The following is a 15,528-nucleotide window of genomic DNA, read 5'->3' on the forward strand; positions in this document are numbered from 1 at the left end:
GCCCGTAGAATGACAGGATGAGCCCCCTGCGCCACCTCGATCAGTCCGCGAAGCTCCGCAACGTCCTGTACGAGATCCGCGGCGCCGCGCTGGCCGAGGCCGATCGACTCGAACAGGACGGGCACACGATCCTCAAGCTCAACACGGGCAATCCCGCCGTGTTCGGCTTCGAGGCGCCGTATCAGATCGTGCGCGACATGCTGCACGCCGTGCCCACCGCGCACGGCTACACCGACGCGCGCGGCATCGTCGAGGCCCGGCGCGCGATCGTCAGTCGGTACGAGAACGTGCCCGATTTCCCGGTATTCGACGTCGACGACGTCTACCTCGGAAACGGCGTCTCCGAACTGATCACGATGACGATGCAGGCCCTCCTCGACGAGGGCGACGAAGTGCTGATCCCGGCTCCCGATTATCCGCTCTGGACCGCGATGACGAGTCTGTCGGGCGGGACCCCGGTACACTATCTGGCCGACGAGCACGCCGGGTGGCAGCCGGACTTGGACGACATCCGGGCGAAGATCACGCCGAAGACCAAGGCGATCGTCGTGATCAATCCGAACAATCCGACGGGCGCGGTCTACTCCCGCGAGGTGCTCGAGGGGATTGTGCAGATCGCGCGCGAGAACTCACTGCTCCTCCTCGCCGACGAGATCTACGATCGGATCCTGTACGACGACGCGCAGCACGTCTCGCTCGCGACGCTCGCGCCCGACCTGCTGTGCCTGACGTTCAACGGTCTGTCGAAGACGTACCGCGTCGCAGGCTACCGTTCCGGATGGCTCGTGATCACGGGCCCGCGCGACCACGCGGAGGGCTTCCTCGAGGGAATCCAGCTGCTCGCCTCGACGCGACTGAGTCCGAACGCGCCCGGCCAGCACGCGGTGCTCGCGGCGCTGACGGGTACGCAGTCGATCGACGCGCTGATCGCGCCAACCGGGCGCCTCCACGAACAGCGCGACATCGCGTACGAAGGCCTCAATGCGATCCCCGGCGTCAGCTGCGTGAAGCCCACCGGGGCACTGTATGCGTTTCCGCGCCTCGATCCCGAGGTGCACGAGATCCACGACGACCGGCAGCTCATCTACGACCTGCTCGTCGCGGAGCACATCCTCATGGTCGAGGGGACCGGCTTCAACTGGCCGACGCCCGACCACCTGCGTCTCGTGAACCTCCCGGAGCCGCGCGTGCTCAGCGAGGCGATCGAACGGCTCGGGAACTTCCTCGCCTCTTACAAGCAGTAGTGCGTCAGAGCACGGCGAGCGACGTGGCGCGCCAGCGTCGATCGTAACCCTCGAGGCGGATCGCGATCGCTCGTGTGCGCGCCATCGTGGCCACGATCACGGTCGCCTCGACGACGCCGTCGGTCGGCGACGTGCTGAGCACCCGCTGGATGCGATAGACGGGCTGGCGCGCCGACTGCGACCGGGCGCTGCGGGCGCGCGCGGCGAGGTTGGCGCGCAGGACGAGGTTGCGGTATGGCTCTTCCGCGAGCCATCGGGAGAGTTGGTCGACGTCACGCACGCCCGCGATGACCTCGACAGCCCCTCCGGCGAGCGTCGCGAGAAGCGGCTCCGCATCAGGAAGGCTCTTCGTCGCGGTGCGCTGCGGAGCGAACATGTCATGGATCTGATTCGTGCGGTATCGACGTATGGCGGGCGGCATGATTCTCTCTGCTCTGCGATTGTGGGAGCGCTCTTCTCGTTCGATATCGACTCACACAACCAGTGCCGGCGCGGCGGAGCCAGCCGATTATATGCCTGTGGATCCACGCGGAACGGCCCGCCCGAGCCGCTACGCTCGCAGCCATGCCGTCCGATCGCTGGGAGAGTCTCTTCGAGGATCTCGAGCTCCAGTTCGCCGCGGAACGCGACGCGGCGGGTGCCGTCCTCGAGGCGGAGCGTGACCGTGTGTGGGTCGGTCGGCTCACCCTCCGCCAGCGACTCGCAGCGGTGCCGGCCGGAGCCGACATCGTCGTCGACGACACGGCGGGAGAGGTCCATCGCCTCCGCGTCGACGCCGTCGGCGCGAACTGGGTCGCCGGCACGATGACGGAGAGCACGGGGATCCTCGTTCTGCGTCTCGACGCGATCGACGCCGTGCGGATGCCCGACCGCGCAGCCGACGCACCGCAGGACGCTGATCCGCTTCTGGAGCGCATGGACGTCGGCTTCCTCGTGCGCGGGCTCGCACGTCGCCGCGCCGCGGTCACGGTCGGGCTCGTGCGCGGTGGACGCCTGACCGGTACCCCCGCGCTCGTCGGGGCCGATCACGTCGACCTCGCAGTGCACGATCCCGGCGACGCACCCCGTTCCGCGGCGGTGCGCGAGGTGCGCACGCTCGCGTTCGCCGCGATCACGTGGGTGCGCGTCGGCGCGCGCCGAGACCTCGGCCTCGGGTGACCCCGGCATGCTCAGAGGCGCGTCTGCGGGCCCCACAGCTCGGGAATGCTCGCGATGTTCGACTCGTGCCACAGCGCGTGGCGCCGGCTCAGCTCGGTCTGGTCGTCGAGATAGTCGCGGACGCTGTCGCGCTCGATGCGCCAGGCCTCCGGGTGACCGACCCGCGCACCGCGCAGTCGGCCGTCCATCACGAGCGTCACGACCTCGTCGGGCGTGATCGTGAGCAGCTCCGCCACCTCGGCTGGCGTAAGGAAGAGCGCACCCTGATCGGTCGACATGCCTCCATTATGCGGCCGTGTACAAGGTCACGGGCTCGCCTGTGGATAACTTTCGAGGCACGTCCGCGATTTCTGCCACCATGCCGAACATGCCGCCATTCACTCGCGACACACGTCGAGCCCGACCCGCGTGGCTCGACGCCCGCTTTCTCATCGGGATCGTCCTCGTCGCCGCCTCCGTCGCGGGCGTCTGGGGCGTCATCCACGCTGCGCGCCAGACCGCACCCGCGCTCGCCGTCGAGCACCCCGTCGTGCCGGGCCAGTCGATCACGGCGGCCGATGTCGTCGAGATCGACGTGCAGCTCGGCGCCGCCGCCGACGGATACCTGACCCCGGCCGATCTGGAGGACGGGCTCGTTGCGACCGCCGCCATCGCCGCCGGAGACCTCGTTCCCGTGGCCGCGGTCGCGGAGGCCGACGCCGTGGACGTCACAACGGTCGTGGTCCGCAGCACGCTCGACGTCCCCGCGAACGTCGACGTCGGCACCACGGTCGAGCTGTGGGCATCGCCCGCGGAGGAACCGGGGCAACACGGCGAGCCGCGGGTGATCGTCACCAGCGCGACCGTCGCGAATCTCGTGACCGACGACGGCGTCATGCGCCAGGAAGGCGCGGTGGTCGAACTCGTCGTCTCGCGCGACGTCGTCGGCGAGGTGCTGCGGCACGTGTCCGGCGGATCCGCGCTGTCCGTCGTGCCCGCGAGCCTCGCACGCGAAGCAAACGCCGCGGATCCGTCGGATGACGAGAACGCGGAGACCGATAACGAGCACGCCGGGGACGGCACCGACGCGGGCGACGGCGACGAAGCCGCCGGTGATGCTCCGGAGAGCGACCAGTGAGTGTGATCGTCGCGGCGGCGGAGCCGCACGGGTCGCGGATCGCGTCGGCGCTCGCCGACGAAGATGTCGACGTGGTGCTCACCGTCGCGCCGGACGAGCTCGTGCGTGCCGTCGGCGACCAGGCCTCGCGGATCTGGGACGCACTGCGCGTCGCCGATACCGTCGTGATCCACGCCACGCGGGCGGTGCTCGTGCCCGAGGTCGTCGCGATGTGCGATCGCAGCGGTGCGCGGATCGTCGCGCTCGGCGACCGTGCGGCCGAGCGCCGCACCGTCGCAGCTTTCGGTCTGCCGCCGGCGTTGCCGGTGGTGGCCTCCGGGCGCGAACTGCGCGACGCGATCGCGACGCGCTCGTTCCCCGCGGAAGCTCCCGGCGAGGCGAGCCGGGGATCCGTCACTGTGGTGTGGGGACCGCACGGCGCGCCCGGCCGCACCACCCTCGTGCTTGCCCTCGCCGCCGCGCTCGCGCTCGACGACCGCAGGGTGGCGATCGTCGACGCCGATACCCACGCGCCGTCCGTCGCCCAACGTCTCGACCTTCCCGACGAGGCGCCGGGTTTTCCCGCCGCCTGTCGACAGACGGACTACGGCGTGCTCGACGACGCTGAGTTGACGCGCCTGAGCGCGCCCGTCGATCTGGGACGGCAACCGATCGAGGTGCTCACCGGGATCAACCGTCCGGCTCGGTGGCCCGAGTTGTCGCCGGGGCGGGTCGTCTGCGCGCTCGACGTGGCGCGGTCGTGGGCGGATCACGTCCTCGTCGACGTCGGCGCAAGTCTCGACGCTGACGAAGAGATCGCGAGCGATATCGACGCCCCGCGGCGCAACCAGGCCGCGCTCGCCGCGCTGGGTGCCGCCGACTCAGTGATCGCGCTCGGGCTCGGGGATCCGGTCGGCATGTCACGGCTGATCCGCGGTCTCGCCCGCCTGGACGAAGTCGCCGCGGCCGCCGAGAGGACAACCGTGGTCAACCGCGTCTCCGGAGGGGCGGTCGGAGTGGACGCGGCTGGGCAGGTGCGGCGAGCGCTCGCGCAGTACGGCGACATCGACGACGTCTGGCTGCTGCCGGACGATCCGCGTGCGGCCGAGCGGGCGCTCCTCGGGGCGCGCCCGGTGCTCCCGAGGCGACGGCCCGGGCTCGCACACGCGGTCGGCCGCCTCGCCGCTACGCTGTGAGGGTGTCGACTCTCAGCGATCAACTCACAAAACTCAATCAACTGAGCGAGAAGGACATCGAGTGGGTCCATCGCGTGCATGGTGACGGGCAGCTGCTGGCTGACCTCGCCTCGGCGGACATCGTCATCTGGGGCGAGAGTCCTGACGGCTCCTTCCGCGCCGTCGGACATGTGCGTCCGAGCGGCGCAGCGACGCTGTTCTATCGCGACATCGTGGGTGAGAAGGTACGGCCGCAGTGGCAGAGCCAGGTGCGCGAGGCGTTCCGCACCGGCAGCATCGTCGATTCGTCGAGCCCGGAGTGGTTCGAGGAGACGCCCACGCGCGTCAAGGCCGTTCCGATCGTGCGCCGCGACGGCGACGGTACGGCCGTGATCGGCGTCATCACCCGGCATACCAACCTGAGCGAGGTGCGAGCGCCGTCACGGCAACAGCGCACCTTCGACGAGTGCGCGAACGCGGTCTTCGGGATGATCTCGACGGGTGACTACCCCGACATGACGGCGCCGATGGGTCCGCGTCGCGGTGCACCGCGCGCGGCCGACGGGATGATCCGCCTCGACGTCGATGGCGTCGTCACCTTCGCGAGTCCGAACGGGCTCAGCGCCTTCAACCGCATCGGCTTCGTCGACGAGCTGGAAGGGGAGACGCTCTCTGACGTCGCGCGCCAGATCATGCCGCCGGCGCGTGACGCATCGGCCGATGAGGCCTCGCTTCCGGTTCTGCTGACCGGGCGCACGCCGTGGCGCAGCGACATCCAGGCGCGCGGCGTGACCGTCGCGCTGCGGATTATCCCGCTGCGCGATCGCGGCGAGCGCATCGGCGCCATCGTGCTCTGCCGCGACGTCAGCGAGCTGCGTAACCAGGAGCAGGAGATCCTCACCAAGGACGCGACGATCCGCGAGATCCATCACCGCGTGAAGAACAACTTGCAGACGGTCGCGTCGCTCCTGCGGATCCAGGCGCGTCGCACGGCGAGCGACGAGGCGAAGGAATCCCTCCTACAGGCGATGCAGCGCGTCTCGGCAATTGCGGTCGTGCACGACACGCTCTCCGAGGGCCTCAGCCAGAAGGTCGACTTCGACGAGGTGTTCAGTCGCGTGCTGCGCCTCGTTGCGGAGGTCGCGGCGGCGCAGAACACGGTCGCGCATACGCGGAAGATGGGTTCCTTCGGCACGCTGTCGAGCGAGTACGCGAACCCGCTCGCGCTTGCGCTGACGGAGGTCGTCACGAACTCCGTCGAGCATGGCCTTGCCGGGCGCGAGGGGCACGTCGAAATCACCGCCGATCGCGATGAGGACGAGCTTCGCGTCCGCGTTCGCGACACCGGAGCAGGCCTCCCCGAGGGGCGCGTCGGTCACGGTCTCGGGACGCAGATCGTCCGTACCCTCGTGCAGGGCGAGCTGAGCGGGACGATCGAGTGGCGGACCATTCGCGGGTCGGACAGTGACTTCGAAGGCGGCACCGAGGTCGCGATCGATATCCCCCTGCGCTGGACGAAGAGCGCCGAGAGCACGCGCCCCGCCGAAGGCGAGGGCGTGCTCTGACGGAAGGCGGCGTCAGCCGGCGCGGCGGGCGCGTGCGGCGCGGCGCTTCAGGGCGCGGCGCTCGTCTTCGCTGAGGCCACCCCAGACGCCGGAGTCTTGGCTCGTCTCGAGCGCGTACTGCAGGCAGACCTCGGTGACCGTGCAGCGCGCACACACCGACTTCGCCTTCTCGATCTGATCGACCGCGGGTCCCGTGTTGCCGACGGGGAAGAAGAGTTCCGGGTCGACCGTAAGGCAGGCCGCCTTGTCACGCCAGTCCATGCTGAGGTGCTCCTTGAGTGGGTGGTGGGGTAATAGTGGTTCAGCGGTGGTCGGGTGATCGACTACGCTGGATGTGTGACGGGCCCGTGGCCCCGCACCCCACCACACTGTGGGAAACACACCGTGAACAATTGTCGTACAGGTGTTGCCCACGATCAAGGGTTTTGGCAAATGTCCAGGATTTTCATGCAGCGCGCCGCCGTTTCGCTGCTCGCAGTCGAGGCGATCGGGCTCGCCGCCCTCACCGTGTGGGAGGTCATCTCCTTGGTGCGCGGGGATCTCTCCTCCCTCGCGACATCGCTCGCACTCCTCGTGATGTCTCTCCTCGCGACGAGCGCGCTCGCGGCATTCGCCTTCGCGGTCCACACGGGTCGCGCCTGGGGGCGTTCGGGCGGGATCGTGGCACAGGTGCTGATCTTCGCCGTCGCCGTGGGTGCTGTGCAGGGCGCCGACGCACACTGGGGGATCGCCGCCGCGCTCGCGCTGCCGGCGATCGCCACCTTCGCGGCGCTGATCGGATCGGCGCGTCGCGCCGACGAGGCACCGCGCGACTGATCGCCGCGTCGGTCTGAGCGCCCGGGGTACCGGGCGCTTTGTCATTGGCGGGAATACTCTTCATCGCAAAGCGTTGAACTTGACAAGACGCGACTCAAGATTGCAAAGTTGAGTCGTATCGCATCACGTTTCACGAGGAGTGGATACATGCCCGAGATGGATTTTCCCGGCGGATCATTCGACGAGTTCCTCGCGCGCTACCTCCAGGGTCAGCGTGCGCGTCAGGCGCGTTCGGTCGATCTCCGTGAGCTGTTGAGCGCCCGATCGCACGAGATCATCCAGCGTGCGGGCGCGTTCGCGCTCGAGCGCGGGCAGCGCGAAGTCGACGCACTGCACCTCCTGCGCGTTCTGCCGGATGACGAATCCGTCGCCGCAGCGCTCCGCGCCGCCGGGGCGGACGCCGAGCAGATCGCGCAGGCCGCCGAGGCCGCGCTGCCCCAGCCGGCCACTGCCGTCGACGTCCCCGCCGCCGAGATGACGGCCGCATGCCGACGTGTGCTGTACCAGGCCGTGCAGGTCGCCCGCTCGTCCGGTGCCACCTACGTCGATCCGGAACACCTGTTCTTCTCGATCGTGCTGTCGCAGGAGACCCCCGCGGGCCGGATCCTGGCGGCGCACGGTGTCACGCCGGATGCCCTGCTGGGCGCCGCACGCGAGCGCCACGACGTCAGCGCACAGGGGCCGCAGCAGGAAGCGGAGACGAGCGCGACGATGCTGGAGACGTACGGCACCGATCTGACGGCGCTCGCTGAGGCTGGCGAACTCGATCCCGTGATCGGCCGCGCCGATGAGATCGAGCAGACCGTCGAGATCCTCTCGCGCCGAACGAAGAACAACCCGGTTCTCGTCGGCGAGGCGGGCGTCGGCAAGACCGCGATCGCGGAGGGCCTCGCCCGCGCGATCGTCGCCGGATCCATTCCGCAACAGCTCTCCGGCAAGCGCGTCGTGAGCGTCGATATGGCCGGCATGCTCTCGGGCGCCCGCTACCGAGGCGACTTCGAGGAGCGCCTGACGAAGACGCTCGAGGAGGTGGCGGCGCAGAAGGACGAGATCATCCTGTTCATCGACGAGCTGCACACGATCGTCGGTGCGGGCGGAAGCGGCGAGAGCGGCGCCATGGACGCGGGGAACATCCTCAAGCCGCGCCTCGCCCGTGGCGAGCTGCACCTCGTGGGCGCGACGACGCTCGACGAGTTCCGCCGGATCGAGAAGGATGCGGCGCTCGCCCGCCGTTTCCAGCCCGTGCGCGTCGGCGAGCCGAGCGTCGCCGACGCCGTGCAGATCCTGCACGGCCTGCGCGAGGCGTACGAGACGCACCATGCCGTGACGTACACCGAGGATGCGCTCGAAGCCGCCGTCACGCTCAGCGACCGGTACCTGTCAGACCGCGTACTGCCCGACAAGGCGATCGACCTGATCGACCAGGCCGGCGCCCGGCTGCGCCTGCGGCTCGGGGAGAGGACCTCGCGAGAAGACCTCGACGCGCAGCGCGCCGAACTCGAGCGCGAGAAGACCGAGGCCGTCGCCGCCGAGGACTACGAGGAGGCGTCGCGGATCCGCGATGAGATCGTCCGCGTGACCGAACGGATCGACCGCGGGGCCGCCGACAGCGCCGCCGTGGTCGACGAGGAGCAGATCGCGGCCGTCGTGAGCCGCGCGACGGGCATCCCCGCGAACCGCATGACCTCGGGCGAGCGCGAACGTCTCGCCCTGCTCGAGCAGGAGCTCCACGCGCGCGTCATCGGCCAGGAAGACGCGGTCGCGGCGGTGTCGAAGGCCGTGCGGCGCAGCCGGACGGGCATGGCGGACGCGCGCCGTCCGGTCGGATCCTTCCTCTTCCTGGGGCCGACCGGCGTGGGCAAGACCGAGCTCGCCAAGGCCCTCGCGTCGAGCCTGTTCGACGACGAGAACCAGGTGGTCCGCTTCGACATGAGCGAGTACGGCGAGCGGCACACCGTCAGCCGGCTCGTCGGGGCCCCTCCCGGATACGTCGGCTACGACGAGGCCGGGCAGCTCACGGAGCGTGTGCGGCGCAACCCGTATTCGGTCGTGCTGTTCGACGAGATCGAGAAGGCACACCCGGACGTGTTCAACCTGCTGCTGCAGGTGCTCGACGACGGCCGCCTGACCGATGGGCAGGGGCGCACTGTCGACTTCCGCCACACGGTGATCATCATGACCTCGAACCTCGGCAGCGAGTTCCTCGCATCGCGTTCGGGAGCGATCGGCTTCTCGGCTTCGGGGCGCGAGTTCGACGAGAAGGACCTGCGTGACCGCGTGATGGGACGCCTGCGGGAAAACATGCGGCCGGAGTTCCTCAACCGGATCGACGAGATCGTGCTGTTCCGGAAGCTCGAGCGCGACCAGCTCCGCGAGATCGTGGAGCTCGTGCTCGGCGCCACGCGGCGTCGTCTCGATGCGCAGTCCGTGGCGATCTCGGTCACCGATGCAGCGCTCGAATGGCTCGCCGCGGAGGGATATCAGCCCGAGTACGGGGCGCGTCCGCTGCGTCGCGTGATCCAGCGGGAGATCGACGATCGGATCGCCGACCTGTTCGTGTCGGGGGCGCTCGACGAAGGCGGATCCGTCGTCGTCGACGTTGCGGACGGCGCGCTCGCCGTGCGCGCGGACCAGGTGGTCCCGGTATAGCCAAGCGACCAACGATCGATGGCGACCCCTCTGGCATCAAGCGGACGGGTCGCCGTCGGCGCGCCTCAGAACAGCAGGTAGATCGCGCCCACGACGGTGAGGATCACGACGATCCGCTCGAACACCGCCTGGGAGACGCGCCGGATCACGAGGCGTCCGATCGCGGCGCCGATGACGAGGGGGAGCAGCAGCACGAGATCGAGCCAGACGGTCTCAACCGTGATGAGGCCGAGGCCGATCGAGAAGGGCAGCTTCGCGACGTTGACGATCGCGAAGAACCACGCCGCGGTGCCGAGGAACGCCTTCATCTCGAACCGTGAGGCGAGGAAGTACATTGACATGACGGGGCCGCCGGCGTTCGCGACCATCGTCGTGAACCCGCCGAGGGATCCGTAGCCGATCACGGCGCCGCGCCCGCCCGGCACCCGGCGCTGCTCCTGTTCGATGCGGCGTCGCCACATCGTCAGCGCGATGAGCGCGAGCAGGACCACCCCGATGGAGCGCTTGACCCAGACGTCGTCGACGAACGCGAGGAAGGCCGCTCCGACGATGAGGCCGATGATCACCGATGGTGCGAGCCGGACGAGCGAGCGCAGGTCGGCGTGGCGTCGGTAGAGGGCGAGGGCGAATACGTCGCCGACGAGCAGCAGCAGGAGCATCGCGCCGGTCGACTCGCGCGCCGGCATCACCGCGGCGAACAGCGCGATGCCGAGCGTGTTCGCGCCGGGGAGACCCGTCTTCGAGGCGCCGACCGTCATCGCCGCGAACGCGAGGGCTGCCCAGGCGATCGGGGCCAGCTCGGGGAGGGTCACGCCCTCAGGCTATCCGGCCCCGGTCTCGTCGAGAGCGCGCGCGAGGTCGGCGACGAGGTCGTCCGGATCTTCGAGGCCGACCGACAGTCGAAGCGTCGCCCACGTGATGCCCGCGGCCGCCAGCTGCGCGGGCGTCATGTGATTGTGCGTCATCGAAGCGGGGTGACAGACGAGCGTGCGGGCGTCGCCGATGTTGGCGACCAGTTTCACGACGTCGAGCCGGTCGATGAAACGTGCGGCGTGGGCGAAGGACTCCTCGGCGTCGGCGTCGTCGGGCTGGGCGAGCTCGAAGGCGAACACCGACGGGATCCCCTTCGGATACTGGCGCTGGGCCGATGCGTGATATCTGTTCGTCGCCAGCCCGGGGTGATGGACTACGCGCACGCCGGGATGCTCGTCGAGGAACGTCGCCACCTGCAGCGCCGAGGCGGTGTGGCGCGCCATGCGCAGGTCGAGCGTCTCGAGACCCTCCAGCAGCTGAAATGCGTTGAACGGACTCAGCGCCGGCCCGAGATCCGCGATGTACTTCGACTTCAGCAGGGTCGTGAATGCGCCTTCGCGTCCGAACGCCTCCCACAGCGGCACGTCGCCAAAGCGCCAATGGGGCTCGAACAGCCCCGGCCAGCGCTCCGGTTCCGCCGCGAAGTCGAACGTGCCGAGATCGATGACGGCGCCGCCGAGGGACGTGCCGTGACCGCCGATGAACTTCGTCGCCGAATGCACGACGATGTCGGCGCCGTGATCCTTCACCCGGATGAGCGCCGGGGTCCCGACCGTGTTGTCGACGACGAGGGGGACACCCGCGTCGTGGGCGATGTCGGCCACCGCGCGGATGTCGAGAACCTGAGCGATCGGATTGGCGACCGTCTCGGCGAACAGCAGGCGGGTCGTGGGGCGCACGGCGTCACGCCAGGCCGCGAGATCGTCCGGATCGACGAACGTGACGTCGATGCCGAGGTCGCGGAACGTGTCGTCGAACAGATCGACGGTGCCGCCATAGAGCGAGCTCGACGCGACGATGTGGCCACCGCGGCCGGCGAGCGCGAGGCTGGCGACGGTCGTCGCCGCCTGCCCGGATCCGACCGCCGCCGCGGAGCCGCCGCCCTCCAGCGCCGCGAGACGCTTCTCGAAGATCGCCTGTGTCGGCGTCCCGTTGCGGCTGTAGATGTTGCCGGCCTTGCGCAGCGCGAACATCTCACGTGCGTCCTCGAGGGATGCGAACTGATACGCCGACGTCTGGTAGATCGGCGTGGCCACGGAATTATGCGGCGTGCCGGGGGTGTACCCCGCGTGCAGCTGGAGCGTCGCGGGGGAGTACGAGTGGCCTGCGGAGGTCATGTCGTCAATCACACCCGATGGCGCCCGCGGCGCCAAGGACAGTGACGCTATGTGTCAGGGCACGAGGAGCTGCTTGCCCGGCTCGCCCTCCTGGTTCGCCGTCTGGGCCTCGCCCGCGCGATCGAGTGGGAACGTGCCGCCGAGTTCGACGTCGAAGTATCCGGCCGCCATCAGCGCGAGCGCGACGGGAACGGCTTCGGCGCGCCACGCGAGCTGCTGCGGGGTCATCGGCGTCGAGGCGCCGCCGAGGAACGTGCGCATGCCGAGCTCCTCCGCCTTCGCGCCGAGGACGATCGACGTGATCCGCGAGGTGTCGTCGAGCAGTTCCAGCGACGCCTCGAGCACACCGTCGGCGCCCGCGCAGTCGATGATCGCGTCGACGCCATCGGGCGCCGCCTCGAGCACGCGCCCGGTCAGCCCGTCGCCGTAGCGGATCGGGTCGGCCCCGAGGTCGCGGACGCGGTCGGCCCGCCGGTCGCTCGTCGTGCCGATCACGCGCGCGCCGAAGAGGACGGCGAATTGGGTGATCGCCTGGCCGACGGATCCGGATGCGCCGTGGACGAGGAGCGTGTCATCTTCGCCGACGCTGAGCGACTTGAGCACCTGATATGCGGTTCCGGCGGGGATCCCGAGTGCGGCGCCCTGTGCCGCCGAGACGCCGGCGGGACGCGCGAAGGCGTTCGCCGCGTCGATGACGACGTCCGTCGCGTACGCGCCGGCCGCCCCGAAGAACGCGACCGGATCGTCCACGCGGAACCCGTCCACGCCCTCGCCGACCGCCGTCACGGTGCCCGCGCCGTCGGATCCGGAACGCCACGGCCCGTCGCCCGCGAGCGGACGACCGCCCGATCGCAGCTTGATGTCGAGCGGGTTGACGCCCGCGGCCTCCACGCGGACCGCCAGCTGGCCCGGTCCGGGCGCCGGGTCGTCGACCTCGACGACCGTGAGGACTTCGGGACCGCCCACCTGTGTGAACTGCACTACCTTCGCCATGCCCCCACGCTACCGCGCCCGCGGGGCCGGCGCCGGGTCAGAGGTGAGCGCGGTAGGCGTCGCGCGCCGGCGAGGTCGACGGCGGCAGCTCGGCGAGGGTCGTCGGCTTCCAGTTGGGGCGCTCGCCCGTCAGCGCCCACGCCGCCTGGGTGGCGGCGCCGAGCGCGACGTACTCGCCGGGGTCCGGCACGACGACGGTGACGCCGAACACCTCGGAAGCGATCTGCCGCACGGCCGGGCTCTGCGCGGCGCCGCCGGTGAGCAGTACGCGCTTCGCCTCGACGCCGAGCGCGCGCATCGCGTCGAGTCCCTCCGCGAGGCCGCAGAGGACGCCCTCGATGGTGGCGCGCGCGAAGTTCTCGCGCGTCGCCGACGCGAGCGTCATGCCGAACAGCGTCGCGGTGGCGTCCGGTCGATTCGGGGTGCGTTCGCCTTCGAACCACGGCTGCAGCACGAGCCCGCCGGATCCGGGTTCCGCAGCGAGGGCGAGGTCGGACAGCGCCGCATGGTCGACAGCGAGGAGTGCGGCAGCGGTATCGATCACGCGTGCGGCGTTCAGCGTCGTCACGATCGGCAGGAAGCCGCCCGCGGCGTCGGCGAAGCCGGCGACCGTTCCCGTCTCGTCGCGTGTCGGCTGGTCCGTCACGGCGAAGACCGTTCCGCTCGTACCGATCGAGACGCCGATGTCGCCGCCGCGCGCGCCCATGCCGAGCGCGGCGCCCGCGTTGTCACCGGCGCCCGGGGCGACGGTGCGTCCCGCGTGATCCGTGACCGATTCGCTCGGGCCCAACACTCGGGGGAGGATGACCTCGGCGGCCTCTCGCCGCAGCGCGAGCGAGAGCAGGTCTCGGTCGTACTCGTTCGTCGATGAGTTGAAGTACGCGGTGCCGCTCGCATCCGATCGGTCGGTGATGAGCTCGTCGAGCTGCGGGCCGAGCGCGGCCTCGTCCGCCGGCCCGAATCCGCGCAGGCGCCACGTCAGCCAGTCGTGCGGCAGCGCGATGGCGGCGATGCGCGCAGCGCGTTCCGGTTCCGCGTCAGCGAGCCACCGGACCTTGGTCGCCGTGAACGATGCCACCGGAACGACGCCGGTGCGCTCCGCGTACGCGTCCGCACCGATGGCCGCCGTGAGATCCACGGCGGCCTCGGCGGAGCGGGTGTCGTTCCAGAGCAGAGAGTCGCGGATGACCCGTCCGTCGGCGTCGAGCGCGACGAGGCCGTGCTGCTGACCGGCGATCGACCAGGCAGCGACATCGTCGAGGCCGCCGGCCTCCGCGATGGCCCCTTGGAGAGCCCGCCACCAGTGGGCGGGATCGACCTCGGTGCCGTCGGGGTGCGACGCGCGACCCGAGCGCACGACGGCGCCCGAATCGGCGTCACGGATGATGACCTTGCAGCTCTGCGTCGATGAGTCGACGCCGGCGATCAAATGGGGCATACCGCGATTATCTCAGCCTCGCGCGCCGAGCAGGTGCTCGGTAGCGAGCTGCTGCAGGCGAACGAACCCGAAGCCCTTGCCTCCGAAGTACGCGTTCGCGTCGAAGTCCTCGAACGCGGAGCGGTCCGCGAGCAGGTCGTCGTAGCTCTCGCCCTCGTTGAGCGTTGGCGTCGCCAGCTCGTCGACCTTGGCGGCCGCGAGCGCCTCCTGGACCTCGGGATCCGCACGGAACGCCTGCGCGCGCTCCTTGAGGAGCAGGTAGGTGCGCATGTTCGCCGCGGCGGAGTCCCACACGCCCGTCTCGTCCTCGGTGCGGCTCGGCTTGTAGTCGAAGTGGCGCGGGCCGGTGTAGGCCTGGCCGCCGCCCGGGGCGCCGTGCTCGAGCAGGTCGACCAGCGAGAACGCGTTGTGCAGGTCGCCGTGCCCGAACACGAGGTCCTGGTCGTACTTGATGCCGCGCTGGCCGTTGAGGTCGATGTGGAAGAGCTTTCCGTGGTACAGCGCCTGCGCGATGCCGGCGGTGAAGTTGAGGCCCGCCATCTGCTCGTGGCCCGTCTCCGGGTTGAGGCCGACCAGCTCGGGGCGCTCGAGCGTCTCGATGAAGGCGAGCGCGTGACCGAGCGTCGGCAGCAGGATGTCACCGCGGGGCTCGTTCGGCTTCGGCTCGATCGCGAAGCGGATGTCGTAGCCCTTGTCGGTGACGTAATCGCCGAGCAGGTTGACGGCCTCGCGGTAACGCGACAGTGCGGCCTGGATGTCCTTGGCCGAGTCGTACTCGGCGCCCTCGCGTCCGCCCCACATCACGTAGGTCTTCGCGCCGAGTTCGGCGGCGAGGTCGACGTTGCGCATCACCTTGCGGATGGCGAAGCGGCGCACGTCGCGGTCGTTCGAGGTGAAGCCGCCGTCCTTGAAGACGGGCGCGCTGAAGAGGTTCGTCGTCACCATCGGCACGACGATGCCGGTGTCGGCGAGCGCGCCCTTGAGCCGGTCGATCTGCGTCTGGCGCTCGGCGTCGCTCGAGCCGAATGCGAACAGGTCGTCGTCGTGGAACGTGAGGCCGTAGGCGCCGAGCTCAGCGAGCTTCTCGACGCCGTGGACGACGTCGAGCGCCGGACGGGTCGGGCCGCCGAATGGGTCGCCGCCGTTGTAGCCGATGGTCCACAGGCCGAAGGAGAACTTGTCGTCCTTGGTGGGGGTGAGGGTCATGATGAGCCGCCTTCCAGCGTCGTTGATGAATTGTTGTT

At 69.9% G+C, this 15,528-nt stretch carries 15 protein-coding genes; 7 read left to right on the top strand and 8 right to left on the bottom strand.

Going from position 1 to position 15,528, the window contains the following annotated elements; translation table 11 throughout:
• The first annotated feature begins 17 nt into the window (after positions 1-17).
• Entirely contained in the window at positions 18-1,244 is a 1,227-nt protein-coding gene (locus IEW87_RS07605; RefSeq protein ID WP_188711666.1) for a pyridoxal phosphate-dependent aminotransferase, read from the top strand.
• 4 nt (positions 1,245-1,248) lie between these two features.
• Here the strand turns inward: IEW87_RS07605 and IEW87_RS07610 are convergent, their stop codons facing one another.
• Complete coding sequence (locus IEW87_RS07610; protein ID WP_188711667.1) at positions 1,249-1,665, bottom strand: Rv3235 family protein; 417 nt, start codon at positions 1,663-1,665, stop codon at positions 1,249-1,251.
• A 143-nt stretch (positions 1,666-1,808) separates the two neighbouring features.
• Here IEW87_RS07610 and IEW87_RS07615 point away from each other — a divergent pair, with 143 nt between their 5' ends.
• Entirely contained in the window at positions 1,809-2,402 is a 594-nt protein-coding gene (locus tag IEW87_RS07615) for a hypothetical protein (RefSeq protein WP_188711668.1), read from the top strand.
• 11 nt (positions 2,403-2,413) lie between these two features.
• Here IEW87_RS07615 and IEW87_RS07620 read toward each other — a convergent pair whose 3' ends face one another.
• Positions 2,414-2,680, bottom strand: a complete 267-nt coding sequence (locus tag IEW87_RS07620; RefSeq protein ID WP_188711669.1) for a helix-turn-helix domain-containing protein — start codon at positions 2,678-2,680, stop codon at positions 2,414-2,416.
• 89 nt (positions 2,681-2,769) lie between these two features.
• Between IEW87_RS07620 and IEW87_RS07625 the strand changes: the two genes are divergently transcribed.
• The 3 genes from IEW87_RS07625 to IEW87_RS07635 are packed head-to-tail and all read left to right on the top strand — an operon-like array spanning position 2,770 to position 6,238.
• The gene (locus tag IEW87_RS07625; protein ID WP_188711670.1) at positions 2,770-3,519 is read left to right on the top strand and encodes a CpaB family protein; all 750 of its coding nucleotides are present in this window, start codon (positions 2,770-2,772) and stop codon (positions 3,517-3,519) included.
• Positions 3,516-4,694 (top strand): nucleotide-binding protein, encoded by a 1,179-nt coding sequence (locus IEW87_RS07630; RefSeq protein ID WP_188711671.1) that lies wholly within the window; start codon positions 3,516-3,518, stop codon positions 4,692-4,694. Before IEW87_RS07625 ends, IEW87_RS07630 begins: the two co-directional genes overlap by 4 nt.
• Before the next feature lie 2 nt (positions 4,695-4,696).
• Entirely contained in the window at positions 4,697-6,238 is a 1,542-nt protein-coding gene (locus IEW87_RS07635; protein WP_188711672.1) for a sensor histidine kinase, read from the top strand.
• Between the two features lie 12 nt (positions 6,239-6,250).
• On the opposite strand, the gene IEW87_RS07640 is transcribed toward IEW87_RS07635, so the two are convergent.
• A complete protein-coding gene (locus tag IEW87_RS07640; RefSeq protein ID WP_188711673.1) occupies positions 6,251-6,499 on the bottom strand; it encodes a WhiB family transcriptional regulator in 249 nt (82 codons plus the stop codon).
• Positions 6,500-6,670: 171 nt separating this feature from the next.
• Between IEW87_RS07640 and IEW87_RS07645 the strand changes: the two genes are divergently transcribed.
• Both IEW87_RS07645 and IEW87_RS07650 read left to right on the top strand, forming a co-directional pair.
• Positions 6,671-7,054 (top strand): histidine kinase, encoded by a 384-nt coding sequence (locus IEW87_RS07645; RefSeq protein WP_188711674.1) that lies wholly within the window; start codon positions 6,671-6,673, stop codon positions 7,052-7,054.
• Positions 7,055-7,201: 147 nt separating this feature from the next.
• The gene (locus tag IEW87_RS07650) at positions 7,202-9,703 is read left to right on the top strand and encodes an ATP-dependent Clp protease ATP-binding subunit (protein ID WP_188711675.1); all 2,502 of its coding nucleotides are present in this window, start codon (positions 7,202-7,204) and stop codon (positions 9,701-9,703) included.
• Positions 9,704-9,768: 65 nt separating this feature from the next.
• Here the strand turns inward: IEW87_RS07650 and IEW87_RS07655 are convergent, their stop codons facing one another.
• From IEW87_RS07655 to xylA, 5 genes are all read right to left on the bottom strand, one after another.
• Positions 9,769-10,461, bottom strand: a complete 693-nt coding sequence (locus tag IEW87_RS07655; protein ID WP_188712699.1) for a sulfite exporter TauE/SafE family protein — start codon at positions 10,459-10,461, stop codon at positions 9,769-9,771.
• 63 nt (positions 10,462-10,524) lie between these two features.
• On the bottom strand, positions 10,525-11,853 hold the full coding sequence (locus IEW87_RS07660) for an O-acetylhomoserine aminocarboxypropyltransferase/cysteine synthase family protein (RefSeq protein ID WP_188711676.1): 1,329 nt from the start codon (positions 11,851-11,853) through the stop codon (positions 10,525-10,527).
• Positions 11,854-11,907: 54 nt separating this feature from the next.
• Positions 11,908-12,846: a quinone oxidoreductase family protein gene (locus IEW87_RS07665; protein ID WP_188711677.1), complete on the bottom strand. Its 939-nt coding sequence runs from the start codon at positions 12,844-12,846 to the stop codon at positions 11,908-11,910.
• Positions 12,847-12,883: 37 nt separating this feature from the next.
• Entirely contained in the window at positions 12,884-14,284 is a 1,401-nt protein-coding gene (gene xylB, locus IEW87_RS07670; RefSeq protein WP_188711678.1) for a xylulokinase, read from the bottom strand.
• A 12-nt stretch (positions 14,285-14,296) separates the two neighbouring features.
• Positions 14,297-15,490, bottom strand: a complete 1,194-nt coding sequence (gene xylA / locus IEW87_RS07675; RefSeq protein ID WP_188711679.1) for a xylose isomerase — start codon at positions 15,488-15,490, stop codon at positions 14,297-14,299.
• Positions 15,491-15,528: the final 38 nt, after the last annotated feature.

Origin of the sequence: Microbacterium faecale (genome assembly GCF_014640975.1) — a bacterium.
GTDB classification, from domain to species: domain Bacteria; phylum Actinomycetota; class Actinomycetes; order Actinomycetales; family Microbacteriaceae; genus Microbacterium; species Microbacterium faecale.